Annotated in this window: 27 protein-coding genes and 1 tRNA gene; 15 read left to right on the plus strand and 13 right to left on the minus strand. The window is 39.6% G+C overall.

From position 1 onward, the window contains the following. The first annotated feature begins 110 nt into the window (after nucleotides 1-110). Nucleotides 111-503 carry a hypothetical protein gene (locus tag ACWIUO_RS02805; RefSeq protein ID WP_454176424.1) on the plus strand — a complete coding sequence of 131 codons (393 nt, stop codon included), beginning with the start codon at nucleotides 111-113 and terminating at the stop codon, nucleotides 501-503. 273 nt (nucleotides 504-776) lie between these two features. On the opposite strand, the gene ACWIUO_RS02810 is transcribed toward ACWIUO_RS02805, so the two are convergent. The 3 genes from ACWIUO_RS02810 to ACWIUO_RS02820 form a co-directional block, all read right to left on the minus strand. After that, a complete protein-coding gene (locus ACWIUO_RS02810) occupies nucleotides 777-914 on the minus strand; it encodes a hypothetical protein (RefSeq protein ID WP_454176425.1) in 138 nt (45 codons plus the stop codon). 195 nt (nucleotides 915-1,109) lie between these two features. After that, the gene (locus ACWIUO_RS02815) at nucleotides 1,110-2,528 is read right to left on the minus strand and encodes a hypothetical protein (protein ID WP_454176426.1); all 1,419 of its coding nucleotides are present in this window, start codon (nucleotides 2,526-2,528) and stop codon (nucleotides 1,110-1,112) included. Between the two features lie 155 nt (nucleotides 2,529-2,683). Next, the gene (locus ACWIUO_RS02820; protein WP_454176427.1) at nucleotides 2,684-2,824 is read right to left on the minus strand and encodes a hypothetical protein; all 141 of its coding nucleotides are present in this window, start codon (nucleotides 2,822-2,824) and stop codon (nucleotides 2,684-2,686) included. 57 nt (nucleotides 2,825-2,881) lie between these two features. On the opposite strand from ACWIUO_RS02820, the gene ACWIUO_RS02825 reads away from it, so the two are divergent. Next, nucleotides 2,882-3,154: a hypothetical protein gene (locus tag ACWIUO_RS02825; RefSeq protein ID WP_454176428.1), complete on the plus strand. Its 273-nt coding sequence runs from the start codon at nucleotides 2,882-2,884 to the stop codon at nucleotides 3,152-3,154. Nucleotides 3,155-3,288: 134 nt separating this feature from the next. Here ACWIUO_RS02825 and thyX read toward each other — a convergent pair whose 3' ends face one another. Both thyX and ACWIUO_RS02835 read right to left on the minus strand, forming a co-directional pair. After that, nucleotides 3,289-3,930, minus strand: coding sequence for an FAD-dependent thymidylate synthase (gene thyX / locus ACWIUO_RS02830; protein WP_454176429.1), 642 nt, complete (start codon nucleotides 3,928-3,930; stop codon nucleotides 3,289-3,291). A gap of 47 nt (nucleotides 3,931-3,977) precedes the next feature. Beyond that, a complete protein-coding gene (locus tag ACWIUO_RS02835) occupies nucleotides 3,978-4,226 on the minus strand; it encodes an RNA recognition motif domain-containing protein (protein ID WP_454176430.1) in 249 nt (82 codons plus the stop codon). 349 nt (nucleotides 4,227-4,575) lie between these two features. Between ACWIUO_RS02835 and ACWIUO_RS02840 the strand changes: the two genes are divergently transcribed. Genes ACWIUO_RS02840 through ACWIUO_RS02855 form a run of 4 tightly spaced genes read left to right on the plus strand, consistent with a single transcriptional unit; the run spans nucleotide 4,576 to nucleotide 10,028 of the window. Further along, nucleotides 4,576-4,785 carry a hypothetical protein gene (locus tag ACWIUO_RS02840; RefSeq protein WP_454176431.1) on the plus strand — a complete coding sequence of 70 codons (210 nt, stop codon included), beginning with the start codon at nucleotides 4,576-4,578 and terminating at the stop codon, nucleotides 4,783-4,785. 43 nt (nucleotides 4,786-4,828) lie between these two features. Beyond that, a complete protein-coding gene (gene dndC / locus ACWIUO_RS02845; RefSeq protein ID WP_454176432.1) occupies nucleotides 4,829-6,433 on the plus strand; it encodes a DNA phosphorothioation system sulfurtransferase DndC in 1,605 nt (534 codons plus the stop codon). Nucleotides 6,434-6,443: 10 nt separating this feature from the next. Further along, on the plus strand, nucleotides 6,444-8,456 hold the full coding sequence (locus ACWIUO_RS02850) for a hypothetical protein (RefSeq protein ID WP_454176433.1): 2,013 nt from the start codon (nucleotides 6,444-6,446) through the stop codon (nucleotides 8,454-8,456). Nucleotides 8,457-8,477: 21 nt separating this feature from the next. Next, nucleotides 8,478-10,028 carry an FtsK/SpoIIIE domain-containing protein gene (locus ACWIUO_RS02855; RefSeq protein ID WP_454176434.1) on the plus strand — a complete coding sequence of 517 codons (1,551 nt, stop codon included), beginning with the start codon at nucleotides 8,478-8,480 and terminating at the stop codon, nucleotides 10,026-10,028. Between the two features lie 348 nt (nucleotides 10,029-10,376). Here ACWIUO_RS02855 and ACWIUO_RS02860 read toward each other — a convergent pair whose 3' ends face one another. Continuing rightward, nucleotides 10,377-10,592 carry a 2-hydroxymuconate tautomerase family protein gene (locus tag ACWIUO_RS02860; protein WP_454176435.1) on the minus strand — a complete coding sequence of 72 codons (216 nt, stop codon included), beginning with the start codon at nucleotides 10,590-10,592 and terminating at the stop codon, nucleotides 10,377-10,379. Between the two features lie 115 nt (nucleotides 10,593-10,707). Here ACWIUO_RS02860 and ACWIUO_RS02865 point away from each other — a divergent pair, with 115 nt between their 5' ends. Both ACWIUO_RS02865 and ACWIUO_RS02870 read left to right on the plus strand, forming a co-directional pair. After that, nucleotides 10,708-12,432 (plus strand): FAD/NAD(P)-binding protein, encoded by a 1,725-nt coding sequence (locus ACWIUO_RS02865; RefSeq protein ID WP_454176436.1) that lies wholly within the window; start codon nucleotides 10,708-10,710, stop codon nucleotides 12,430-12,432. After that, nucleotides 12,432-13,598: a YbfB/YjiJ family MFS transporter gene (locus tag ACWIUO_RS02870; RefSeq protein ID WP_454176437.1), complete on the plus strand. Its 1,167-nt coding sequence runs from the start codon at nucleotides 12,432-12,434 to the stop codon at nucleotides 13,596-13,598. The genes ACWIUO_RS02865 and ACWIUO_RS02870 overlap by 1 nt, the downstream gene beginning before the upstream one ends. A 73-nt stretch (nucleotides 13,599-13,671) precedes the next feature. Here the strand turns inward: ACWIUO_RS02870 and ACWIUO_RS02875 are convergent, their stop codons facing one another. The 3 genes from ACWIUO_RS02875 to ACWIUO_RS02885 form a co-directional block, all read right to left on the minus strand. Then, on the minus strand, nucleotides 13,672-14,490 hold the full coding sequence (locus ACWIUO_RS02875; RefSeq protein WP_454176438.1) for a LutC/YkgG family protein: 819 nt from the start codon (nucleotides 14,488-14,490) through the stop codon (nucleotides 13,672-13,674). Then, the gene (locus ACWIUO_RS02880) at nucleotides 14,483-16,012 is read right to left on the minus strand and encodes a LutB/LldF family L-lactate oxidation iron-sulfur protein (protein ID WP_454176439.1); all 1,530 of its coding nucleotides are present in this window, start codon (nucleotides 16,010-16,012) and stop codon (nucleotides 14,483-14,485) included. Before ACWIUO_RS02880 ends, ACWIUO_RS02875 begins: the two co-directional genes overlap by 8 nt. A 108-nt stretch (nucleotides 16,013-16,120) precedes the next feature. Then, on the minus strand, nucleotides 16,121-16,873 hold the full coding sequence (locus tag ACWIUO_RS02885; protein WP_454176440.1) for a (Fe-S)-binding protein: 753 nt from the start codon (nucleotides 16,871-16,873) through the stop codon (nucleotides 16,121-16,123). On the opposite strand from ACWIUO_RS02885, the gene ACWIUO_RS02890 reads away from it, so the two are divergent. The 7 genes from ACWIUO_RS02890 to ACWIUO_RS02920 all read left to right on the plus strand — a co-directional run bounded on the left by ACWIUO_RS02890 (nucleotide 16,867) and on the right by ACWIUO_RS02920 (nucleotide 20,910). After that, nucleotides 16,867-17,103: a hypothetical protein gene (locus tag ACWIUO_RS02890; protein ID WP_454176441.1), complete on the plus strand. Its 237-nt coding sequence runs from the start codon at nucleotides 16,867-16,869 to the stop codon at nucleotides 17,101-17,103. The genes ACWIUO_RS02885 and ACWIUO_RS02890 overlap by 7 nt on opposite strands. Before the next feature lie 65 nt (nucleotides 17,104-17,168). Beyond that, nucleotides 17,169-18,044 carry a carbon-nitrogen hydrolase family protein gene (locus ACWIUO_RS02895; RefSeq protein WP_454176442.1) on the plus strand — a complete coding sequence of 292 codons (876 nt, stop codon included), beginning with the start codon at nucleotides 17,169-17,171 and terminating at the stop codon, nucleotides 18,042-18,044. A gap of 10 nt (nucleotides 18,045-18,054) precedes the next feature. Beyond that, a complete protein-coding gene (locus ACWIUO_RS02900) occupies nucleotides 18,055-18,936 on the plus strand; it encodes a polysaccharide deacetylase family protein (RefSeq protein WP_454176443.1) in 882 nt (293 codons plus the stop codon). Nucleotides 18,937-18,970: 34 nt separating this feature from the next. Then, nucleotides 18,971-19,270 (plus strand): hypothetical protein, encoded by a 300-nt coding sequence (locus ACWIUO_RS02905; RefSeq protein WP_454176444.1) that lies wholly within the window; start codon nucleotides 18,971-18,973, stop codon nucleotides 19,268-19,270. Between the two features lie 101 nt (nucleotides 19,271-19,371). Continuing rightward, the gene (locus ACWIUO_RS02910; protein ID WP_454176445.1) at nucleotides 19,372-19,713 is read left to right on the plus strand and encodes a hypothetical protein; all 342 of its coding nucleotides are present in this window, start codon (nucleotides 19,372-19,374) and stop codon (nucleotides 19,711-19,713) included. Beyond that, entirely contained in the window at nucleotides 19,706-20,707 is a 1,002-nt protein-coding gene (locus ACWIUO_RS02915; RefSeq protein ID WP_454176446.1) for a CobW family GTP-binding protein, read from the plus strand. The genes ACWIUO_RS02910 and ACWIUO_RS02915 overlap by 8 nt, the downstream gene beginning before the upstream one ends. Before the next feature lie 5 nt (nucleotides 20,708-20,712). Then, entirely contained in the window at nucleotides 20,713-20,910 is a 198-nt protein-coding gene (locus tag ACWIUO_RS02920) for a hypothetical protein (protein ID WP_454176447.1), read from the plus strand. 89 nt (nucleotides 20,911-20,999) lie between these two features. On the opposite strand, the gene ACWIUO_RS02925 is transcribed toward ACWIUO_RS02920, so the two are convergent. The 4 genes from ACWIUO_RS02925 to mtaB form a co-directional block, all read right to left on the minus strand. Continuing rightward, a tRNA-Ile gene (locus ACWIUO_RS02925) sits at nucleotides 21,000-21,076 on the minus strand. Nucleotides 21,077-21,422: 346 nt separating this feature from the next. Then, on the minus strand, nucleotides 21,423-22,550 hold the full coding sequence (locus ACWIUO_RS02930) for an FtsW/RodA/SpoVE family cell cycle protein (protein WP_454176448.1): 1,128 nt from the start codon (nucleotides 22,548-22,550) through the stop codon (nucleotides 21,423-21,425). A gap of 84 nt (nucleotides 22,551-22,634) precedes the next feature. After that, nucleotides 22,635-24,962 carry an AAA family ATPase gene (locus ACWIUO_RS02935; protein ID WP_454176449.1) on the minus strand — a complete coding sequence of 776 codons (2,328 nt, stop codon included), beginning with the start codon at nucleotides 24,960-24,962 and terminating at the stop codon, nucleotides 22,635-22,637. Beyond that, on the minus strand, nucleotides 24,949-26,349 hold the full coding sequence (gene mtaB, locus ACWIUO_RS02940) for a tRNA (N(6)-L-threonylcarbamoyladenosine(37)-C(2))-methylthiotransferase MtaB (protein WP_454176527.1): 1,401 nt from the start codon (nucleotides 26,347-26,349) through the stop codon (nucleotides 24,949-24,951). Before mtaB ends, ACWIUO_RS02935 begins: the two co-directional genes overlap by 14 nt. Between the last annotated feature and the right edge of the window lie 71 nt (nucleotides 26,350-26,420).

The raw sequence follows: 26,420 nt of genomic DNA on the forward strand, positions 1-26,420 counted from the left end.
TTTTTTGTTTAGATTTTTTATTGTTGTCATATTTAAGCATTAGGGAAATATCTAAAAAACATTGCTTTTGTCATTGCTAGCAATTAGATTTTGCGTTTTTGCAAAAACTAATGCGCGGTAATCCACACACCCCGTCATTGCGAGCGTTGCAGGGGCAACGCGCGGCAATCTATGGGGTTTGTAGCGGTTTTGGATTTTTTGTTGGTTTTTTTTGGCGAGGGTTTGCGTGGATTCCCCCCTCCCTTGCGGAGGGGGCTAGGGGGTGGGTTTTTTTAGATTCACAACCGTCATTGTGGGTAATGATTCCGCCTCCGTCATTGCAGACAATGATTCTGCTTCTGTCATTGCGAGCGAGTGAAACGAGCGTGGCAATCTATGGGGTTTGTAGTGGGATTGGATTTTTTTGTGGGTTTGTTTTTGTGGCGGGGTTTTGGCGTGGATTCACCCTCCCTTGCGGAGGGGGTTTGGGGGTGGGTAAAATCGTCATTGCGAGCAAGTCGTAAGACTTGCGCGGCAATCTATAATCACACCCTTTTGTCATTGCGAAGATTTTGCGACTTTGTCAAAAAGTTGCAAATGCGTGGCAATCTATCGCTATAAAATGCCAAAAACACACTTTTTGTAAAAACCAATAAATAGATTGCCACGCGGATTTTTGTAAAATCCACTTGCAATGATAGAATGATAGTTTGAGTGTGGATTTGCGTGAATAATATAAGCGATTCAAACGATTAAAGCAAATCAAAATCATCATACAAACACGCAACTATACGCAACTATTTATTGTTTGGTGGCGGATTTGTGGGCTTTGTATTGTTGGTATTATTGGTTTTGTTTGGCTTAGTCTTGCTTTGGTTTGCAATACCTCTTGCTTTTTTAAAATCTGCCCCAGATTTGGGATACTTCTTCCACATAGCCCCCTCATTAGAAAAATATATTTTGCTTGTTTTTCTCTTTTGTATCCTCGCAACTATTGCAAAACTTGCCAAAAATCTTGGTATTCTTTTTATTCTTTACTATTTGCCAAACTAAGCCACACTTTCATTTGCTTACTCAAAAATTCGCTAGGTTTATAACCGCACATATTAAATTAAACAACTCTATTTTGCTTAATCGTTTGCAATAGACCATAGCAAACCACAATGGTTGCCCTGTGTTTGGCAAAGTTTTAAAAGTTCGCTTCTGATTTCATTTTTTGTCCGTATTACTCGGTTTAGAGATTCTCTAGCCTTTTTGGAGTCGCCCCTATGGTAGCCTAGCCAATACGCCTCTTTGTCTTTGTCTTTATTTTGATATAAAATGCGATAAAAAACTCCGTAAGTCGCTCCTCCTTTTTCATAAAAAGCCACTGATTGTTTAATATCATCTAAATCTAAGTAAAATGTTCCTAGCTTATTGCATACTTGTTTATTGCCATTTTCGCATAATTTTTTAAAAAATGGAATTATCTCTTTATCTCTTACTTTCTCGTCCTTTTGTGTATCCCATAGTTTGTCGCAATCCGAGCCATTCTCACATCCTTTCTTATAGTATGCTATTGCTTGTTTGCCATCTAGTTTTTCTGCATATATGTCTCCTAACAAACTACACGAACCGCCATAGCCTTTTTCACAAAGCTGGGATAACATCTCTTCTCTATCATTGGTTTGAGTTTTAATTTGTTCTTCATGCCACCACTTACATTCACTCTTGTTGGTTTGACATAAGGTATCAAGTTGTTTGGTGGCTATATTTTTTGAATTTTCTATCGCTTCTGCCATCTCGATACGCTCGTCATCATTAAACTTTTTTTCATAATCAAGCATTTTTTGGCAAGCGCCAATATTCCCATTTTTGCAATGTTGTTCAACAACAGGATGCAACGCAATATAAAGTGGTTTATAAAATTCTTTACCATACTGTTCTGCCCTATCCATTACGCTAGAGTATTCCCCTAGATCAAGTTCAACAGCGCGTATAGCATACGCTTGCTCATTTATAAAAAAATACACTGCTCTGCAAGCCGCACTAGCACCATTTTCACAAGATTTAGTGATTGCTTCTAGATTCCATCCTTTATCATCACTCATATATGGATCATAAATCCAGCAAGCCTTGTTATTGTTTAGTGATGTGCAAGCCTTGCTCTGCGCTTGTAAATACCCAGATGGGTTTAACTCCCTTAGTCTTTCGCTACAATTACCACCTATTTCACAGGCTTTGATATAGTATGGCAAAGCTTTATCGCCTTCTAACTTTCTAGCATATATGTCTGCTGTTGCTATGCAAGATTCTCCAATAGCTATGTTTTCTCCTGCAGGCTTGCCATTGCAGCCTTTTTCATAATATTCCAATGCTTTTTGTTCATCGTAGTTGTTTTTCCCAGCCAATTCTAAGCACACTCCGCTGTCACCATCATCACATAGTTTTTCTAATGATTTTAATGCCTTTTGTCCGATATTTTTTTCGTTGCTTTCTACATTATCACCACAGCCCACGATACCAAACACACATAACGCCATTAAGCCATATTTTAATACTTTGCGCATATTCGCTCCTTTGCGATAAAATAAAAATCGATTTTACCCCCCCTGCTTAAACTTAGCTTAAAAGCAATGAAATATGGCATAAAAATGTATTTGGTTTGGAGCTGTATGGCTAGGGTTGTCATAAAGCATAAAAGTGTGAAATCTTGTCATACTTTTTACCGCGCTACTAAAATATGACAAGATATATTTGCTTCGTCATTGCTAGATTTTGTGGATTTGTGAGAGGCTATAAATCTTGTGGCAATATTATTTATTGGCGTATTTTTTGTCATTGCTAGATTATAAGATTTTGTCAAAAAGGCTAGAATCGTGGCAATTTTATGGTTTTTTAGATACTTCGCTTGCGCTTAAGTATGACAAAATTTTTTTGTGGATTGCCACGAATATGCTTCGCTACGCTTGCAGATTCTCGCAATGACGATGAGAGGGTGGATTGCCACGATTTTTTGCAACCTTTGACAAAGTCGCCAAATTTTGCAGTCGCACAAAATCTTGCAGTCGCAAAATCTCACAATAATGACAAATCCATTGCAATACTTAGGATTTGCAAGAAGCCAAAGTATTTCTACGATTTGTATGTGGATAGTGAAAAAAGAAAAACAAGTAAGCGGGCAAGTAAAAAGTAAAAAAGTAAAAAAGCGGAAAAAGCGGAAAGCTAAAAAAGTAGGAAAGTGAGAATGTAAAAAAGTGAAAAAGGGGATTCTTGCACTTTTTGCGTTAAGGTAAAAAAAGCGAAAAAAAGATTCTTGCGCTTTTTGCATTATTGATTAGATTCTTTTTGCATAGAATCTACAAACAAATATTTATGCTCATTAGGCAATGCCTCAAAAATAGATTCTGCAAGCTCGCGTATCTCCCACAGCGCGTAATGAGAGCTACGAAGCTCCAAAAAATTTTGCAAACTTCTAGCATTGATACTCCACGCTAGCTCGGTTAGATAGCATTCTGGCATAGCAAACTTTGCAAAATCCATTTTCATATCTGGCTCATTTAGCAGGTTTTGCAATGCTTTTAGCGCGTTTAGACTAGCGTTATCCACTAGCTCATTGCCTGTGAGTTTGATAAATCTGCTTGCAAGCTCAAGCGTGCTAATATCAGCTTTTTTGAGTTCTTTTAGCGTGTAGCGGGAGGATTTGACACTATAAGAGGCGATGCGGTGTCTTGCTATCTCTTGCAAACACGCCCTTGAAATGCCTTTTATGTAGAAGTTGTAGTAGAGATGCTCTAGGGTGGATTTGTGTTTGTTGATATTGCCTACGCGATAGATTAGCTTTTTGTCTATTTCGCCACCATTATCGCTTTTATCAAAGCTCTGCCAACAAGCCCGAATCGCATTTGAGCAGATAGGAAGCGGTGTATAATGTAGCAACTCTACCTGCGGTAGCTTCACAATCGCAGACATCACAAACCCCTGCCTATCGTTTGTCGTTTTGTAGTATTTAGCACGCGCTATTGTTTTCTAGCGTTTGCTTCATTTACGCGGATAGTCCTGCCGTTAAAATTCGTATTATCAAGCGCACTCATCGCAGCTTGGGCTTGCTCATCGTCCATTTCGACAAACCCAAATCCCTTTGGTCTGCCACTTTCTCTGTCATTTATCAGCTTTACGCTATGGACTTTACCATACTGCGAAAACAACGCGTCCATTTCTTCATTTGTCGTAGAATAGGGGAGATTCCCTACATAAATGCTTTTCATCACAATGCTCCAAAAGTAAGATTCAAATGCCTCATTAAAAATCCTAAACCACATTCACAAAATTACAAAATCTTGCTAAAACTTTTTGTCAAATCTTACTTCTGCCAAACTTGCCAAAACTTCATAACAACAAGAATCTTAATTTTAGAAATTGCCTCTAAGCCTTTAATGCAACATTAAACCTTGCAATCGTAGGCTTTTTATCCTTAAAATTTGATAAATTTTAAGAAAACCATTGCTATTTTGTGTGATTTGTGGCTAGTTTTGCAAGATTTGGTGCAAATTGGTGCAAAAAAGCAAAATACATTATATAATGCTCTCTGCTAAAAAACTTTTAAGGATAGTCTATATGCCTATCATTTCTGCAAAATCTATATATGACTTCAAGCAAAATCCACAAGATTTTTGCATTATCGATATTCGTGGCAAGCAGGCGTTTTTGGGTGCGCATTTGTGCGATTCTCACAATGCAAGCGATATACCACAAGTAATGAGCTTATTAAAATCTAGTATTTATTCCCCCCCCCCCGACTATCTGCCCCCAAATAATCTCTGCTAAAAACAACCTCCATAAACCGCTTTTAATCATCTGCTTTAGTAGCGTGAGGGCAAAATCTTTTGCCCAAAGCCTTGCAAAAAATAGCGATTTTTTAGCCCTCTATGCGCACGATAGTTTGTATTATCTTGAATGCGGGATTATGGAGGCGTATGATGCGGGGCTAGAGATATGCGAGGGCAATGATAATGCTTTATCACAAAACGCCCCACAAAATAATGTAGCACAAAGCCAACACTTATCAAAATCACAAAAAGCACAAAGCCCACAAGAATCAAACCCCCTAATCGCCCAAACTATCGCCACACTAAAGCAAAAATATCTCTCTACCAAAAAAGCGTGGGTTGTTACTTTTAGCGGGGGCAAAGATTCTACTTGCGTGTTGCAATTAGTCTATGAAATGCTCTTTTCTCTACCACCGCATTTGCGCCGTCCTACTTACGCGATTGCCTCAAATACGCTTGTAGAAGCCCCGCATATTGATAGATTTTTACACGCCGTTATTGATTCGATAAATGCCCACGCAAAAGCGCACAATATCCCTTTTGAAGTCATCATCGTAGAGCCAAGTATCAAAGATGACTTTTGGGTAAATCTCATCGGCAAAGGCTATCCAAGCCCCACACGCACATTTCGCTGGTGCACAGAGCGACTAAAGATAAACCCCGCAAAAGCCCAAGTCGCACAAATCACGCAAAAATTTGGCTCGTGCATTTTATTGCTAGGCTCACGCAAAGCCGAATCAACCAACCGCAAAAAATCCATTGAGAAGCGAATCTTAAATGAGGACGGCTACTCACAGCACCACGATTTCCCTGACACGCTGACATACTCACCTATCGCGGAGTGGGACACGGACTCTGTGTGGGGATATTTGCTATCTCATAAGCCATTGTGGGACAAAGACCATAGTGAGCTTTTCGCGCTTTATTCAAAAGCAAGTGGCGATGAATGCCAATTTATCACGGATTTGGCACAAAGTAGCTGTGGTGGCTCACGCTTTGGGTGCTGGGTATGCACGGTGGTAAATGAGGACAAATCAATGCAGGGTTTTATCAGCACGGGTGAAGCGCACCTAAAGCCATTAAATGAGTTTCGCAACTATATTAAAGATTTGCGTGAAGATTCTAATGCTAGGGCGGACTATAAACGCGATGGGCGTGCGGTGTATAAGGTAGGCGGGCTAGGACCATTTCTAAGTCATATCCGCGTAGAAATGCTAGAGCGACTTTTGGTCGCGGAGAGGGAGTTTTTAGATTTTAGCGAGCGTGAGGGGAGTGCTTCAAATGCTAGGCAAAATCTCATAAGCGATGCACAACTGCTAGCTATCCAATCCCAATGGAGTAAGGATTTTGACTTATCCCACACCGCGATAACAATCGCGCAAAAATTTCACAGACTAAAAGGAGTAAAAATGGAAAAAAGCAACATTTTGCATAAGGAGATTTTAGATGAGGTGGTAGAGACCACGCAACAAGAACAAAATGTAGATATATTAGATTCTGCAAGCATTGCAAATCTTATCACAAAAAGCATTGAGATTTGCAAGACGCGCAAACATATCGCAACTTTTGCGCAAATAAAAAGCGAAATAGAAAAACTTGTAGATGACAAAACCACAAAAGAGCAAAGCTACACAACGCAACTTTAAGGAGGCATAAATGTTTATTAGCAAAATCACTATTTGTAATCTTTTTGCTTATTATGGAGAGCAAAGTATAGATTTTGAAAGGCAAGATGGCAAGAATCTTTACTGCATTTATGGGGATAATGGTTTTGGAAAAACTAGCTTTATCCGCTGTGCGAAATTGCTATTTTTAGGCACGGGCGGGGCAAGTGAGAAAATCCCAGCTGTGATACAGCGATTTGCACCAAAAGAGAGTAGCTACACAAGGTTTATTCGTGGCAATAAAAACGATTGGCGTGGGATTCTCAACCGCAATGCGCTAAATGAGGGCAGACAAGAATTTTTCGTGCGGTTTAATGGCAAACTAAATGACGATACATTTTGCATACAAAGGGCGTGGGAAAATGTGCAAGAAACACAAATCAAAGAAACACTATTTTTGCAAATAGATGGGCAAACTTATGAAAATGATGAGGCACAGCAACGATTAAATGGTATTTTGCCACCAAATTTTGTGGAATTTTTCTTTTTTGATGGCGAGGAGATTGAAAGCATTAGTGATAATCTCCGCACAAAACTGCGCGAAAAAATCATAGAGATTTTGCAGATTAGCCCGCTTGAGATTATCATAAAACAAGCAGGGAAACTCCGCGATGAGCTAATCTCTAAAGAAGCCACAAATCAAACACAGCAAAACAATCTAGCCACAAAACAAAAAGAGCTAGAAGTCATAAGCGAGGATTTGCAAAATAGACAAAATCAACTAATCGCAAATCAAAAATTTTTAGAGGAAAAAGAACAAAAAGAGCGAGATATAAGAAAAAGTTTGGATAAGTTAATCGCGGATTCTAGCAAAGAGCGAGAGCAACTAATCAACGAAAAAAACAACAAAGAACAAGCATTGCAAAAAGAGAAAAAAGAGCTAAGTGAAACCATAAAATCCGTGATTTTTGCAAGCAATGCTAGCTTAGTAGAGGGGCTAAAAAAGCATATACAACACATAAACCAAAGCACTAGAAAAGATGATATAACTTCTCTAAAAAAATTTACCCCACAGATACAATCCCACATAGAGCAGGCATTGCGCTCTTTGCCATACCAAGCAAGCACGATAGAGGATTTTATTAGGATTTGCAATCAGATTTTAGAGCAAATGCCAAACATACTAGAATCTAAAATGACGAAAGAATACTCTAAATTGCCAATCCATCACATAGAGCGTATCAAAGAAACGCTGATTTTACTAGAATCGATAAGTCCGCGAAAACAAATCCTAAACATCAAATCCCTAAAAGCCCAAATCGCAATGCTAAAATCCCAGCAATCCGAGCTAAACTTTGATGAATATACTCAAATCAAACAAGATGAGCTTACCTCTCAACTGCAAGAATGCGAGAGGCAAAAGAAGCATTTGCAATTATTTAGAGATGAATTTTTCTTAAAGATTGAGAATCTAAAAAACACAAAAGAGATGCTTGCCAAAGAAATATATAGCTTAGAGCAAAGCATAAATACCGAGCGCATAGACAACAAACTAAAAATGATAGAGTATTTGTGTGCTTGCATTAGCGAGTATAAAGACAAGCTAATCGAGCTACTAAGACAAGAGCTCCACGATAAAATCTTAGAAAAATACAAGGCTATCTTGCCAAATGATAATGTGTGCGAGCTGCATATCGGGCTTGATTTTGAGATAAAGCTGCGTGATAAAGATGGCGAAGCTATCATCGTAGAATCTCAAAGTAGCGGACAAAAGCAGATTTTAGCTATTTGCATATTTTGGGCGTTAAGCGAGCTATCAAACTCTAAAATCCCGCTAATTATCGATACGCCCCTAAGCAGAATCGATGCGACTAATCGCGCAAATATCGTAGCAAAATATTACGCACAGGACAATCAAGTCATCATCTTGCCTCATAGTGGCGAAATAGGCTTAAAAGAATATCAATACGCTAAACCAAATCTAGCAGGGCTATACAAAATCCAAAATAGCGAAAATAGAAGCTGTGCGCATATAGAGCCTGCTGATATTAGTGAGATTTTATAAAAGACATTTAAGGAGTGCAAAATGGCAGATTTTTATACAAACGCAAGCGAGGAACTATTTATCAACCGAGTGCGAAAAGATGGCTTTGGATATAGCGAAAACTTAGGATTTAGCGATAATGATTTTCCTAAATATTTTGTGATAAGAGTGGCATTGGCTAGGGCTTTGCAATGCCCTAAAATCACGCTAGATTCTCCAAGCTGGCAAGATAAAATGATTCAAGGTGGCGAAAAAGGCAAGGAATATCACCTAAAAGAACTCACAGGCAAGGGAAAAGGCAAAATAGAGGATTTTGATATTGCTTTACGCGCATTGCTATATGTCCAGCACAAAGATGAGCTAGATGGGGATAATATCGATATTTTTAGCGATGAGAAAAAATATACAGAGATTTTGGGCAAGTATATCCATAGGGGGCTTTATGAATTGCATAATTCGTGGAAACATAGTGATTGCATTTATCAATGGTGTATGGATAATTTGGGATTTAACAACATAAATGACACAAGGAATGATATGGTGGCAAGTGGCGATATGGGGTTTGAAAATGCAGATATAAGGAGCGAGCATCTAAACTCCACATTTTTTCATCGTGTGAAACAATATTTTAGTGGTTTTGCAATCCCTATCAACTTGATAAACGAAGAAGAGTCATATCGTCATCATATTTGCAAAATCGAATTAAAAGATTCTAGCAAGATTGAGTATTTTGAGCGCAATGCAAAATATCTTAGCAATGAGTTTGGAATGCCTATCTTGTATGAAAGTATCGAGGGAATCTCTAAGGGCTATGCTATCCAAATCGCAAAGCCACAAGATAAGTGGCAAAATTTGGGATTAGCAGAATTTAAGCAGGGATTAGATTCTCTAAAAAAGCACGATTTTAAGCTAGGCATTTATGCAGGGAATGACATTGACACAAATAGTCTTTGTTTTGATTTAGCAGATGCGCCACATTGCTTTGTGGCAGGGACTTCAGGCAGTGGCAAGACTAAGTTTATCCAAACAATGATAGTGTGTTTAGCCCAAAATCCAAACGCAGAAATCATCGTCCTAGACCCAAAAGGCGGGATAGATTTTAGGGTATTTGGCTTAAAAATCAAGCTTATCATAGATATGCAAGAAGCGGGGGACATAATCGAAAATCTAATCGATGAAATGAACGAGCGAAATGCCAAAATGAGCGAAACAGGCGTAAATAATATACAGGATTTGGGGTTAAAATTTCGAGTGTTAATCATCGATGAGCTAAATAATCTAGTCGAAAATAATAAGGGCATAAAAGATAAAATCGCAAGACTTGCTGAAATGGCTAGGCAGGCGGGAATCCATTTGGTTTTAGGCACACAACGCCCCGATGGCACATTGCTAAAAGGACTGCGCAATAATATCGATGGCAAAATCGCCCTGCGCGTAAGCAAAGAGAGCGAATCTAAAATCATACTTGATGAAGGTGGCGCAGAGAAGCTACTAGGCAAGGGCGATATGTTAGTAAAATTTGGCAATATGCCAAGACGAAAGCATATTTTTAGCTGTTTATTGCAAAATGATGAGATAAAGAGTCTAATTTGATGATTTATGTCGCATAAAATCCACGCTTTGTAAGCAAGACAAAAGTGTGGATTCTAGCTTCGCGCTATTTAGTGTGCCATTTAGCGCGACTAACAATGCGTTTAAAACTACATTATAAAGCGTAATTACGCAAAGTCTCTTTTTAATTTTGCACGACTAGATTTTTGCATAGATTTTGTATACCTAGTTTTGTGTGTAGGCACACAAAGCACTTGCCGCACTTACGCTGATTTTTTCATCTTTTTGAAAACAATTTGATTTGTATTATGATTGTCTGCAACTAAAAATTAGCGCAAGTTTTTGACTTTTAGTTTATTTTGTTGTGTTGCCTACTTGTTTGGGATTTGGCTATTTTTTTGCTTGCTCTTTTCGCACTTGCGTGATTGGCTTGCCTCCTAGCCCGTAGTCATCGGTGTGGATTTCATCGATGATGACTACGGTGCTAGATTTGTTTTTGCCTAGCACTTGGGCTAGCAAATCTGTTACGCCCTCGATTAGTTGTGTTTTTTGCTCTGTTGTGGGCTCGCCGTTTTCTTTTGTGATACGAATATTTACAAATGGCATTTGTGCCTCCTTAAAAAATATTGAAATAAAAACAACAAAGTTTAACATAAAATTAACAATTTTATGTTAGTGTTGTGCCATTTTTATTGCTATTATTAAAATATGAGGTTATATTATGTCGAAAATAGCTATTATAGGATTTGGCGCAAGAGGTTTAAGCATATTTGAGAGATTTATTTCAAAAATCCTTGCTAATAATATTACTCGAAAAATTGATGTTTATATATTTGACCCACATTCTTTAGGTAGTGGTTGTCATAAAATTACCCAATCTAGTCGCTTACTAGCTAATACTGTTGCAAGTCAAATGAGTATTTTTGCAGATGAGACAATATGCAAAAATGAATTTTTTATAAAGGGTCCAAATTTTTATGATTTTTTACTTATGAAAGGTTACAAAGCACAGAAAAATGGATACTATGCGAGGTCGTTACTCGGCGAATACCTAGAATATTCATTCTTATTTGTTAGAGGGTTATGCCCAAATAATGTTACATTGCATATAATAAAAGAAAAAGCGCAAAGTGTATCTAAACAAAAAAGTAACTTTGTCATAACAAGTAAAAATACTCAAATCGAAGTTAATGCTATATTTATAACCACAGGACACCCAGAACAAACAAGCGATTTAAATGAAGTTTCAGCATACCCAACAGATATAGCTACGGCTAATTTGTCGCATAAGGACACTGTAGCAATAAAAGGACTCGGGTTAAGTGCAATAGATTTAATCACACTATTAACTAGCGGTTATGGTGGACATTATGAAACTATAAATGATGAATTAGTGTATTTTCCTTCAGGAAAAGAACCTAAAATACTTGCTTTTTCTAGGTCTAATTTGCCACTTATGGCTAGAGCGATTACACAAAAAGAAGTAAGGGAACAATATCAACCATTATTTTTTACAACAAAAAAAATTAACAAATTACTTCAAAACGGTCTAAAACTTGATTTTGAAAAGGAAGTATTACCACTTATAATTAAGGAAATGGAATATGTATATAGCTATACATATATAGCCACATATCAGTCTATCGAGGATTCTTTCACATTTAAGAATCAATACATTTTACTTAAAAACCAACGCGAACTAATAGATAAATATATTCCTAAAAAATTTCAATTTGATTTTCAAAAACTTATAAATCCAATAGGAACTTCAAAAAATGCTAATGAGTTTAGAAACAAAATTATAGAATATTTGGAACAAGACATAAAAGAAGCCTCTTTAGGCAATTTAACTAGCCCCATTAAAGCAGCTTGCGATGTATTGCGTGATGTGAGGGATATATTAAGATTGTGCATTGATTTTGGTGGCTTAAGTGAGGAATCTTATAATTTTTTTATAAAATTTTTTGTCCCACTTAACAATAGATTATGTGTGGGTCCACCACTTATAAAAATCAAAGAGTTGTTAGCTCTTATAAAGGTAGGCAATGTTGAGATTTTAAGTAGTGCAAGAACGCAATGTGCGAATAACAACAAAATTAAACTGATAGATTCTTTTTCTAATACATATCAGGTAGACCGTTTAATAAATGCAAGAATAGATAGTTTGAGCATCAAAGATGATGACTTATTGTCATCTTTGATTTGTAACGGTTTAGCAACTAAATTTAAGAATGGCAGTTTAGAATTTGAGTGTTTGCAAATTGATTCCAACTTTCAATCGGTTACAAAAAATAATAAAACAATAAAAAATTTATTTATACTAGGACTACCAACGGAGGGAATCAAATTTTATACTTTTATTCTACCTAGACCTTTTATTGCTTCCACTTTTTTAAATGATTCAGACAAGGCTATCACTACACTAATAAAAAATTTGGGATTCTAATGCTCCGCATTATTTCTTGTTTTTTGATGACTTTTGTGTCAAATGGTTTGGCTCGCTTTGGCTATGTCGTGCTTATCCCGCTACTTATCCTATCAGGGAGGCTTAGCCAAAGTGAGAGTTATCAGCTTGGTATCGCTATTTTGGTGGGCTATATTTTTGGCTCTCTTTTTATCAGCTTCTTGCAACGATTTATTAGCTTAGAATCCATTGCCAAATTCTCCCTTTTTATTATTTCACTTAGCTTTTTAGCGTGCAGTGTGGAGTTTTTGCCTTTTATGTGGGCTTGGGTATGGCGATTTATCGCAGGGGGTGCAAGTGCTAGTCTTATGATTTTAGCAGCACCACTATCGCTCCCTTACGCAAGCGAGAAATACAGAGGAAGTGTGGGTGGATTTGTCTTTAGTGGGATAGGCATAGGTGCGGTGGCAAGCGGTTTTATCCTGCCTAGTCTTGTTAACATTTGCGGGATTGATATTGTGTGGTATTTGCTTAGTTTTGTGAGTTTTTGCGCGTTTGTTTTTGCGCTTTTTACCCTAAAAACGCTAAATCCTCCCAAACCAAAATCTACAGAAAAACATTCAAATTTTAAAATCTCGACATTTTTGTGGTTACTTATCATTTCTTATGTGTTAAACGCCGTTGGTTACTTACCTCATACGCTGTTTTGGGTAGATTATTTGGTGCGTGATTTGGGGATTAGCGAAGTTTTGGCAGGGGCTAGCTGGGCATTTTTTGGGATTGGGGCTACACTTGGCTCACTAGGAAGTGGAGTGCTAAGCGATAAAATCGGGCTTAAAAACGCACATTTACTAGTGCTTACTCTCAAAGCTATGTCGTGCTTTATCGCTGTGTTTGGCACAAATGGATTTTGGCTTAATGTAAGCGTGTTTATTATGGGATTTACCACCACAGGCAATGTAACGCTTACAAACGCACTTGCATTAAAGCTCATCGGCAAGGAGTATTTTGCAAACGCTTCCTCTGTGCTGACATTTGCATTTGGTGTGGCACAAGCGGTGTTTAGCGTTGTGTTTGTGTATAGTTTAGATTTTATCGGGTATTTTTGGCTTTTTGTGCTATGTGGGATTTGCTTGCTATGTAGCGCGGTGGTGTTATTGCCTATCCCACAAAAAGACACAAAAGGACGCAAAAACACGCTAGCATAGCTTTCAACATATTTTTAGCATTTGCAAAATATGTCTAAAACATAGCCCAAACCTCACAATGACTTGCAAAATCCTAATACAAAATCGTATAAGTCTTGCGCGGTCCGTGCACGCCAAAGACGGTTTGGAGCTCTATATCTGCGGTGCGCGATGGTCCCGCCACAAAGATAATATTACTAGGCAAAACCTCCGTGCCACTTCGTTTGCGTTCATACCCTTTGACAAACTCCACGCCACTAAGCATATTTGGCACGATAGATTCTTTTGGGAGCAAGTAAATGCAAATGTTGGTAATAAGCGAGCTTAGGCGCGGGGCAAGCGCATTTGAGCTAAGTGCTATGACACCCAAATCCGCTATGCCACAGCGCGCCTGCACCACGCTCACACTAATGCCAAAAAGCCTATCACGCATACAATCCACGCTTTGGTTATAAGGCAAAAGCGCGTAAGATTCTAACCCCGCGCTTTTTAGCGCGCCATCTAGCGCATTTGTCTCGCAGTCTAAATCGCAGTTGCATAAAATCTCTTTTACACTCGCTTCATTTGCGCTTATTTCGCCGTCATTTTCAGCGATGATTTTTGCGATTGTCGCGGACAAGTCGGCTTTGCTAGATTCCACAATCAGCGATTTGTTGTTGGTGTGATTTTCTCTAAAATCACTTAGCAAAGCCTCTTTTGTGCTCCCGCTTAGATGGATTGGCTGGGGGAATCTTGGCTCGCCTTGCGCGATATGGGGGATATGCGCATTGCTTGCAATCGCCTCGCCAACTCGTGCTAAAATCTCATCTTTTGCGCTCAAGGCTTTGGCACTTAATGATTGCGCGCTTAAATCCACGCCGTTTGGATTTTGTAGATTCTGCGGATTTTGCCCATTCAAACTTGCATTACTCATAAATCACTCCTTGCATTTTTTGCACTTTGGCGTGAAGCCCGCTACTCACCTTTGGAAACGCCCGATATTTCACCCATTTATTAAGCAATGGCACAAAGCTAGCAAAAGGCTTGCCAAGCGGGGCTAGCCCCGTTAAGCCCATCACAAATCGCCATTTAGCAGGGCTTGTAGCGAGGTTTGCAAAGCCCATCATCGCGCTTTGTTCGGTTGGATTTTGCGTGTGTAATCCCTTTGCACCGCTAGAATCTGCACCTTTTGCACCGCTTTTGCTTGTGCCAAAATCCCCATACTCCCCATTTGCCTTGACTACTTTGCGCCCCTGTCCCACGCGCTCACTTCGCAAATCGCGTATGAGCTCCGCTAATGGAATCTCCACAGGGCACACCTCGCTACATCGCCCACACAGCGAGCACAAATCAAGCATCGGCGAGCAAGAATTTAGCCCAAAAATCTGCGGGCTAATCACCTCTCCAATAGGTCCGGGATATGTGCTTAGATAGGCGTGTCCGCCGATTTTGTCATACACAGGGCAGTGGTTTAGACAGCTCCCACAGCGGATACAGCTCATCGAGCGGTAGTAGTGGCTATCTTTTAGCATATTTGAGCGGTTATTATCAAGCAAGATTATATGCACTTCTTTTGGTCCGTCTTTTTCCCCCTCTTTGCGCGGGGAAGTGATGATGTTGTTATAGCAGGTGATGACGCTCCCCACCGCACTAGGCGCAAGCATAGAATCTAGTATCGCAGCATCTTCAAAGCTCTCTACCACCTTTTCGATTCCACATATTGCGATATGCACATCAGGCGCGGTGGTGCTCATACGCCCGTTGCCCTCATTTTCGATAAGCCATATCGCGCCCTCATTTGCGATAGCGAAATTTACCCCGCTCATTCCCATAGTAAATGTTTGAAACTCTTTGCGCATAAAGTTTCGCGCGATGGCATTTAGCTTTGGAATCTCATTTTCTAGCGGTGCGCCCAATTTTTCGTGGAAAATCTGCCCCACTTCATAGCGGTTTTTATGAATGGCTGGGACGACAATATGCACGGGAGATTCACCGATTAGCTGGATAATCACCTCGCCCAAATCCGTCTCAAACGCCTCTATGCCTTTAGATTCTAAAAAGTGATTAAGCCCGATTTCCTCGCTTGCCATTGACTTGCCTTTGAGGATTTTTATCGCGCCTTTTTGCTGCATAATGCCATAAATAATCTCATTTGCCTCTTTGGCGTCTCGCGCCCAATGCACTTTCATACCATTTTTGGTGGCGTTTGCTTCAAATTGTAAGAGATTTTTATCAAGGTTTTTTAGATTTTTTTGTTTGAGTTCTTTGCCCTTTTTTCGCAAGCCCTCCCAATCGACAAACCTCGTAGTAACAAGTTTTTTGCGATTGCCCCTTAGCGTATCCATAGCGCGCAGTAGATTTTCTCGTAGTTGCTTGTTGCTTAGCCCTTTTGCCACTGCGCTGTGGTATTTTGCTTTTAGTTGCGGTGTGCTTAGATTTTGGTTTGTGCTACTCATTGTGCCTCCCTTTGTTGTGTTGTGCCGTTTTGATTTTGTGTCTTGCTCGCTAAAGCGTTTAAATTCTCAAATCTAAACTTTTTTTACGCTTTTTGTGCGATTTTGTGCTTATGCTATGCCGATTCGCTGTGCCAAAAAATCATACAGATGCACAGGCTTCACGCTCACGCCCTGCTTTGCCATAGCCCCCGCGATATTAAGCAAGCAACCCGCATCACCTGAAATCATATACTCCACGCCCCGCGATTGTATGTCTTGGACTTTGCGCGTAACCATTGCGTTGCTTACTTCTGGCTCTTTTACGCTAAATGTCCCGCCAAACCCGCAACACTCTTCCTCGCGCTCTAGCTCGATGAGATTGACATTTTTTAGCCCTTTTAGCAGGGTTTTGGCGGATTCTATGCACTTCGCGGTGCGGAGGGCGTGGCAGTTGCTATGCCAAGTGATATTTGTGCGCTCGCCTTTATCCTCGTAATTTACGCCCCTTGCTAGCAAGTATTCGCTTAGCTCATAGATTCTCGCGCAAAAGGACTTCGCCCGCTCATAATGCTCGCTCCCCTCAAACAGCTCCAAATAATCCACCCTCATCATTCCCGCGCAAGAGCCACTAGGCACGATAATGGGAATCTCTTCCGCGAAAAGCTCCATATTGTGCAAGGCGACTTTGCGCGTCTCATCATAATAGCCCGAATTAAAGCTAGGCTGCCCACAGCAAGTCTGGTCTTTTTTAAACACCACTTGCGCGCCTGCGTTTTGCAATAGCTTTATGGCATTGACACAAGTGTCGCTATACGCCGCCGTGCCGATACAAGTCGCAAAAAAATACACACGATTTGAGATATTTGAGGGATTTTGTGGCATTTTCTCTCCTTTTTTGCCTTGATTTTTGCAAGTCATTGTCGCAGATTTTGGCTTTATTTGCTTATTGGATTCTCATTGTCATAGCGATAATAATACAAAACTTTGGTTATAAAATACAAAATTTTTACATAAATTTTATGTATGGGTTTATGAATGTATCAAATGTTACTTTTTGTGTATTTGGTGTCAAAATCAAAGATTTTCTAATAATGGCATTTAGATATTGTTAAAAATTGTGGTTAGGATAAAAATAACAAAAACACCAAAAGCCAAAATAAAAATCTTAAGGAAGCAAATGCAAAACAAAGGCAAAACATTAAAAATCGCGCTAATCCAAATGTGTGCAAAACCTTATGCTTTGAGCGAAAATCTAGCCCTAGCGTTGAATCTAGCCAAAATCGCACACAAAAAAGGCGCAAATCTTATCATTTTGCCTGAATTATTTGATAGCGGGTATTGTGTGAGTGATAGGGACGCAGATTTTGGGATAGATTTTTGCGCGATAAAGCGGGACAAAAAAGCGCAAAAAAACAAAACATTTATGGCATTAAGCGATTTTGCAAAATCTAGCGGAGCGCATATCATCGCGTGTAGTATCGAAAAATCTAGCAAAAAACTCTACGACACGGCATATATTATTTCTCCAAATGGCAAAATCATCGGCAAGCACCGCAAAATCTACCTTTGGGGTGATGAAAAATCGCGTTTTAGCAAAGGCAAAAAATACGAAGTTTTCAGCCTAGATTTTGGGGATTTTCGCACAAAAATAGGGTTGCAAATCTGCTATGAAATAGGCTTTGGCGTGGGTGCAAATATCTTGGCATTGCAGGGCGCAGAGATTCTCATCTATCCTAGCGCGTTTGGCAAGGCTAGGACATATAATTGGGATTTGCTAAGCAAAGCTAGGGCATTAGAAAATGGTGTCTTTGTGTGTGCGTGCAACCATAGCGGAGCAGAATCTAACGCCACATTAAAACAAACGCTAGAATTTGCAGGCGATTCACGCATAGTCGCTCCAAATGGCAAAATCATCGCACAAGCCACCAAACAAAATGAAGTCATAATCGCAAATATCGATTTAGGCGAAGTCAAAGCACAGAGAGAGAAAATCCCGTATTTAAAAGATTTTGACACCAAACTCACCAAAAGGGGGTTTGGAAAATTCACTTAAAGGAGAAAAAATGGCAAAAGAGATTTTAGTAGCCTATGGCGTGGATATTGACGCGGTGGCTGGGTGGCTAGGAAGCTATGGCGGGGAAGATTCGCCTGATGATATTTCGCGAGGGCTTTTTGCAGGGGAAGTGGGAATCCCACGACTTTTGAAGTTGTTTAAAAAATACAACTTGCCTGCGACTTGGTTTGCACCGGGACATTCGATTGAGACATTCCCCGAGCAGATGAAAATGATAGTCGATGCAGGGCACGAAATAGGCGCACACGGATATTCACACGAAAATCCTATCGCTATGACTGCCAAACAAGAAGAAGATGTCTTGCTAAAAAGTATCGAGCTAATCAAAAATCTTACAGGCAAAGCACCTACGGGCTATGTAGCACCGTGGTGGGAGTTTTCAAATATCACAAATGAGTTGCTTTTAAAGCACGGGATTAAATACGACCATTCGCTAATGCACAATGATTTTACGCCCTATTATGTGCGCGTGGGGGATAAATGGAGCAAGATTGATTATAGCGGGGAGGCAAAAGATTGGATGAAGCCTTTGGTGCGCGGGGTTGAAACGGATTTGGTGGAAATCCCTGCGAATTGGTATTTAGATGATTTGCCACCGATGATGTTTATCAAAAAATCCCCAAATAGCTTTGGTTTTGTAAGTCCGCACGACATAGGGCAAATGTGGATTGACCAATTTGATTGGGTGTATAGGGAGATGGATTATGCGGTGTTTGGAATGACGATTCACCCCGATGTGAGCGGGCGTCCGCAAGTTTTGCTAATGCACGAGCGAATCATCGAGCATATCAACAAGCACGATGGCGTGAAATGGGTAACTTTTGACCAAATCGCTGATGATTTTTTGAAACGAAGCCCGAGAAAAAAATAGAGAAATATCATTTCGTCATTGCGAGCAAAAATGAGTGCTAAGCGAAGTTTTGCGTGGCAATCCACAATGCAATACGGAATCAATAGATTGCCACGATTTTGCTACGCAAAATCTCGCAATGACAAAAAGCGATGATTTGGATTGCCACGCGGATTTTGTCAAATCCGCTCGCAATGACAGAAGTAGAATCAATGCTTACAATAACAGCGTGGGGGTGGATTGCCACGCATTAGATTTGGCAAAAATGCAGAATCTAATTGCTCGCAATGACGGAAATAGAATCATTGTCCGCAATGACGCAAAATGTAGATTCTTTAAAAACACCCACCATTAAACCCCGTTAGCAAGAGAGAGGGTTTAAAAAAGTATAAAAAGTGTAGCGATAGGTTTAGCAAAATCTAGCACAAAAACATAAAACAATTTGGAGTCAATAAAATGTGTATCTTATGTGGCGAACTCACGCAAACTTTGCATTGGAGCGAAGAGGCGTTTGAAACAAAAACTAGCAAAAAAAGCGAAATGATAGTAGGACAGGAAGCAGGCACTAGGGCAAAAGCGCGAATAAAGCGAGTGAAAATCTTACAAAAGATTTTAGGATTTTATGGGCTACGCATTGAAGATTGGCAGGGGAGTAAATTTATCTTGCGGGACAAAAAAGGCAACACCGCGCTTGTAAATAATCTAGCAGATTTATGGCAGAGCGCACAAAATCTAACAAACATACGCCTAAACCCGCTAGATTCTAAACTATTGCAATACCTAAAAGACAATGCCTAAGATTCCTATATCGATTGTAAGCGGGTTTTTAGGCAGTGGCAAGACGACATTGCTTTCCCAAATCTTAAAAGATGGAGCGTATAAAAATAGCGCGATTATCATCAATGAGATGGGAGAAGTGGGGCTAGATGATAGGATTTTGGCTTCGCAAGTGTCTTTTGTGGCTGAAAATATGGTGCTATTAAAATCTGGCTGTATTTGTTGCAATAAAAGAGAGGATTTGATAGGTCGGTTAAAAGAGATTTTGCAAGATTTTGAAGCAAGGGGGGAGAGTTTAGAGCGAGTGGTGGTAGAAACCACAGGGCTTGCAAACTTGACACCGATTTTGTTTAGTATCCAAAGCGATGTGTTTTTATCAAATCATTTTGAAGCAAAATCTATCCTATCGTGCATAGATAGCGCAAATGCTAAGTCTCACTTGCAAGAAGAAATTTGCAAAAATCAAATCGCATTTAGCGATATAGCGGTATTGACAAAGCTTGATATGTGTGAAAATCCTAGCGATTTAGAATCAATAAAACATACCCTGCTAGGCATAAATCCGTATCTGCAAATCTACACAAAAGACAAATTGCCAAATGATATATTTTGCCACCAAAAAATGCCAAAAAGCCCACAAAAATACCCGCTAAAAAACTCACCCAAAATCCCACCAAAAATCAATGATAAGGATTTTATAAAAAATGGGCTAGATAGTATTTCTAGCTTTGTTTTGCGACTAGAAAATGCGGTGGAATGGAATGTATTTGGCGTGTGGCTAAGCTTTTTGCTATATCGATATGGCGAGCAGATTTTGCGGATAAAAGGGCTTATCGATACAAAAGATGACAACAATCAATATTTAGTGGCAATCGATGGGGCGATGCACATACTACATACGCCAAGACATATCCCAAAAACTCCAAACACCGAGCATAAAAGCGAAATCGTGTTTATCATAAAAGGATTAGACAAAGAAAAAATCATAGAATCTTTTTATGCGTTTTGCGGGTAGTTTTTGTGGTAGTTTTTGTGCTAGTTTTTGCAGGGGGATTTTGCAGATATATTTTGTGGGCAAATTTTGTAAATGAGTTTTTTGCAAATGGTGTTTTTGAAATGATTTTTTTAAGGTGGTTTTGGAAAATAAATTTTTGCAGGGGGATTTTTGTGGATATTTTGATATTTGGTGTGGAGGATTTTGGGGGGTTGTGGTTTTAAAAGTTTGTGGAATATTTGCAGTGTGTGAAAGATTTTTAGTGCGGAAAGGTTTGTAGTGCGGAAAGATTCGTAGTGATAAAAGCTAAAAATGGTGGATCTTGTAGGATTTGAACCTACGACCAATCGGTTATGAGCCGAGTGCTCTGACCAGCTGAGCTAAAGATCCATTTGTCAAATGATTTGCCAAGTTTTTTTGCTAAGTTTATTTTCTAAGATTTTAGACTAAATCATTAAGCTAAGCATTCTAGTTTTTGCCTAAAAGCAAAATGTGGATTTTACCAAAAATTTGGCATAAAATCTAGTATTTATACCAAAGCAAACACAAAATCCACCAAAAACCCCATATCACTACCAAAATTTATCAAAATCTACCAAAATCCACATTTGCCACGCATATCTACATATCAGCTACGGCAAACAGCGCAATCCACGAAAACCACGCCAACACACGCAAAAACAGCGCAAAATACGCCAAACACGCCAAACACAAAAAATTCTGCGCCAAAAATTTTCTACTTTTTATTCCATTTTCGTTTGTGTAGCAATGCTTTGAAAGGATTTGGATTTGAGCCATAGCTAAAGCGAAACGCAAGTAGATTTTCTAATATCCCAAAAAGCACCATAAATGTGATAAAGCTACTCCCTCCATAGCTCATAAGCGGTAGCGGTATCCCAACCACAGGGGCAAAATCTATCGTCATACCGATATTTACCGACACATAAAAAAACAATAGCATAGCGACCGCAGCAGCGGTGGTGCGCAACCGATAGTCCTTAGTATCCATAAAGCAAAATGACAAAATATGCAAAGTCAGCACCCCATAAAGCCCCATAAGAAACAATGCCCCCACAAATCCCCACCGCTCCACAAAATACGCAAATATAAAATCACTCGTAGCAATGGGCAGAAATTTTAGCTGTGTTTGGGTGGATTCTTCTTTTTTCTTGCCCAAAACCCCGCCAGAGCCTATGGTGATGATGGATTGTTGCACATGGTAGCTTGGCTTTTCGCTGATAAAATCGTGGATTCTCTTTTTTTGATAATCTTTTAGCGAGCCATAAATAAAGGGCGAGGCGATTAGCACCGACATTATAAGGCTTATCCAAATTCTAGGATTTACGCCTATCAAAAATAGCGTGCCAAATCCCATAAATAGCACGACTAACGCCGTCCCCAAATCAGGTTGCAATAAAATTAGCACAAATGGAAGCAAAATATAAAAGCTCAAAATACAAAATTGACGGATTCCATAGCCATTTGGCGGGGGAGGGTTTGTAGATATGTGCAATCCCAAAAGCAAAATAATAGCGATTTTGATAGGCTCGCTAGGCTGCAAAGAAAAAGCCCCAATCGTAAGCCATCTTTGCGCTCCTAGCTGTTTTGTCCCTGCGACAAGCACAAGGATTAGCAAGATAATGCAAATCCAATAAAACACGATTATCATTTTGTTTGCCTGCCGAAATGGCAAAAAAAACACAAAACAAAACGCCGCCAAACCAAAAAGCACATAAATCGTTTGGCGGATATTTTGACTAGGGCTAACCTCGCCTATGAGGATATATGAAATCCCAATCAAAGGCAACAAAAGCAGGGGCAACAAAAAGTCAAAATGCGTGATAATGCGCTTATCTATCATCATTACAAATCCTTTTTTTTAGGGGGTTTATGCGTGCAAATAATGTTTGCAACATTGATAAAAACTAATATCTAGCATAGCAAAATCCTAAAATTTAAATCCGATAAAATCTGCCAAAATCTCGGCATTTTGCACGATGAAATTTTCTCCTGCCTGCGTTGAGTGCTCATTATGTTGGTTTTGTGGATTTTGTGATTTTGGATTTTGTAAATTTTGGGTTTTAAAATCGCTAGTTTGTGATTGTGGATTTTGCAAATCTAGCTCTGCTTGTGGGCTAGAATCTTGCCCATCTTGCTTATCTTGCGCATCTTGCGCATTTGTTTGTGCCATTTGCGAAAAATCTGTGTTGTGTGATTTTTCATTGTGTTGATGATTTTGCGCTTTGTCATTATCTTGTGATTGCTTTGATTCATTGAAATAATCCTTGCTTAGCGCGTTAAATGGCGTAAGCACAGTTGGCGCAAATGCTGATAGGACAAATTCTGCTCCGTTATTAGAATCCTTAGGATTTTGCGCTCTTTCATCATCTCTTTTTTCTTTGTCGCTAGATTGTGATTTATTATCGTTGGTTTTTTTGCTAGATTCTACCCCGTGCCAATCAAGCCTTTCATACGCTAGCAAAGCCCCTCCCGCTAGCAAAATCTCTGTCATATTTTTTTGCAAAAACTCTAGCAAGATTTTATCTTTTAGCAAGTTTTCCACGCATAGATTTTGTAGATTTTGCATATTTTGTGTCGCAGGATTTGCATTGCCAAAAAGCCCGCCTAAATGTTGATTTGGCAAAGCAAAAAGTCCATTTTTTTTGCCAAAATCTAATAATTCACTAGCTTTTTTAAAATCCTCCCCTCCCACGCCAAACCCCTCTTTTGTGTATTCCCACAACGCCACAGAGCCAATGAGTGAAAAATAGATTCTATTTAGCAGTTCATTTGTGCCGATGGTGTGAGAGTTTAGCTCTAGCAAGCTAGCTTCAAAAAGCGTTGCTTTTTGCAATGGTAGGGAGGTTTTTAGCGCGAAAATGATTTTGCTAGCTTGATAGAGGGCGTAGATTTTTTGGGCTTTTTCATCTAGTAGGGGCAGGCGTCTTTTGCCACTGCTTATCTTGCCATACACCGCTTCAAAATCCCTCTCTTCTATCTCGCTTCCACCCCTGCGTGCCGTATTTAGCGCGGCTTCATTGACAAGAGTGGCAAGCATCGCCCCGCTAAAGCTAGAAGTTTTTTTGGCGATTAGCACGGGGTCTATGTGGGATTTTTTGGATTTTAGATACATTTTTAGGATTTCAGCTCTCTCGGCAAAATTTGGCAACTCAATAAACACTTTTCTATCAAATCGCCCACTTCTAAGCAGAGCAGAATCTAGTGCTTGAATATGGTTTGTAGCCCCTAGCACGATTACCCCGCTACTATCTGAAAATCCGTCCATCTCTACCAAAAGCTGATTTAGCGTGGATTCTCGCTCGGAGTTGTGAGAATCGCTCGTGCGTTTTTTGCCAATCGCATCAATCTCATCGATAAAAACAATGCAGGGCGCGCTTTTTTTTGCCGCGCTAAAAAGCTCCCTCACGCGCTTTGCACCCACGCCTACATACATTTCTACAAAACTCGCTCCACTTTGATAAAAAAACGGCACGCCAGATTCTCCCGCTAGGGCTTTGGCAATGAGAGTTTTCCCAACTCCCGGTGCGCCTGATAAAAGCACCCCTTTTGGTAGGCTAATGCCTAATGCGCTGTATTTGGCGGGGTGTTTTAGAAAATCTAAAATCTCTAGCAATTCCTCTTTTGCTTCACTAATGCCCGCGACATCGCTAAATTTGATATTTGAATGCAATGGCTCAATGCTAGAATCTAAAAAAGAATCCCCAAAAGATTCTTGTCCAAATCCTCTGTTATTTTTTGCATTTCCAAAACCACCTCCAAAACTATTTCCAACATTATTTCCAAAACCGCGTTTGTGCGAATTTATGCTATTTGCAGGCTTTGTGCTAAGAAGTTTAGAATCATTAAATCTATGTTGCCCTGTATCATTGCCACCAAACTCACTTCCAAAAAATCCAAACAATCCACCTCCAAGATTTCGCCTAAAAATGATAAAACTAACCACAAAAACAAACACAAAAATTATGCCTAAAATGATATAAGCTAGCATTTTGCTTTGCCCTTTTTGCAGGGGGATAGATTTTAGCACTTGGGGTTGGATTTGCATAAAAAGTGTCTTATAAAGAGCGTGATTTGTCCTGCCATACAGATAGTCATCTTCTATCCATAATCTTTCAAACTGATTTTGCTGCAATGCCCCCTCAAACGCATTTGCTGATAGCGTTTCTGCATTGTCCCTTAGGCTCAAAACTAGCACGCAAAGAAGCGCGATAAATATCGCACCAACCGCGATATAAAAATTTTTAGATAACCGCATAGTTATGCTCCTCTTTAATGTCATATTCACTGATTGCTAGCCATTGTGAAATATGGTGTCTTTGGTTGTCTTGGTTATTTTGATTGTTTGGGGTTTGAGTATTGAATGGATTATTGATTTGTGGTGGGATTTTGGGTGCAAATTGAGTTGAGATAGAATCTGTGCTAGATTCTATGCTTGCGTGCTTAATAATGATTTTATTAAAAAACTCATCAAGCCCATAATAATGCCCCCCTAATTGTTTTTCGATAAGAATTTTTAGCGGGGTTTTTTCTCTTTTTTTGGATTCTCTAAATATGCGATTTTTCGTAGCGATAGTAGATTTTAGCTCGTGGAGTCTCTGCTTTGCCACATCACCACGAATAAGCGGGTATTGTCTAGCTAGATGTGCAGAAGCTGTGCCATCTCGCACAGAGTAGATAAAAGGGTGGATATGCGTAAGGGGCAAGATTTTTAGATTTTCCATAGCTTTGTGCCATATAGACTCACTCTCCCCGGGGTGTGCGATGATAAAATCCGTGCCAATAGCATAGCCCAAAGAGGCGATTTTTTCTAGCAATAGCGCGTCTTTTTCAAAGCGATTTATGCGGTTCATTATGCCTAGCATCGTGTCGTGTGTGTGCTGAAGAGCGATATGTAAATGCCTAGAAAATTTATCCTCGCTTAAAATCTCTAAAAACTCATCATTGATTTGGCTAGGCTCTAAAGAGCCGATTCGTATGCGTTTTAGCCCATTTAGCCTAAAAAGCTTTTTTAGCAGGGCAGAAATATTTGTGCCTTTATCTTTGCCATAGCTCCCTACATTTGTCCCTGTAAGCACCACTTCGCTAATGCCAGAATCTAGCAGATTTTGGACTTGATGTATCACGGCTGTTATGTCATAGCTACGCGCCTCACCCCGCACAAGCGGTATCACACAATAGCTACACGCAAAATCACAGCCCTCTTGGATTTTGATAAATGCGCGGGATTTGCCTACAAACTCCGCTATCATCGTAGAATCTAAATGCTTTTTATCTAGCTCATCAGCATAAAAAAACCGCTTATTTTGGCTTATTTCTTGCAAAGCGTGGTTTATGCGCTCTTTGTGGCTATGTCCCAAAACCGCGCTTACTAGATTTTGGCTAAAAAGTGCTTTGCCTTGCGTGCCTACGCCACAGCCTGCAAAAAGCACTTTTTTGCCTTGAGATTGGATTTTGCGGATATAGGAGCGCACGCCACTATCTGCGCCATTTGTAACGGTGCAAGAATTTACCACGATAATGCTTGCTTCCTCTTCTTGCAAAGTCGCTTCAAAGTCGCTTAGATTTTCTCTCATCACTTGCGTATCATAAAGATTTGTCCTGCAACCAAAGGTTTTAAAATACACTTTTGGGCGAGAATCTATGGCGTGCTTGGCGTGATTGGTGTGCTGGGTGCGCTGATTGTTTGATTTTTGATTGTTCAAAGAATCCATAA

The sequence above is a fragment of the Helicobacter sp. T3_23-1056 genome (assembly GCF_053654535.1).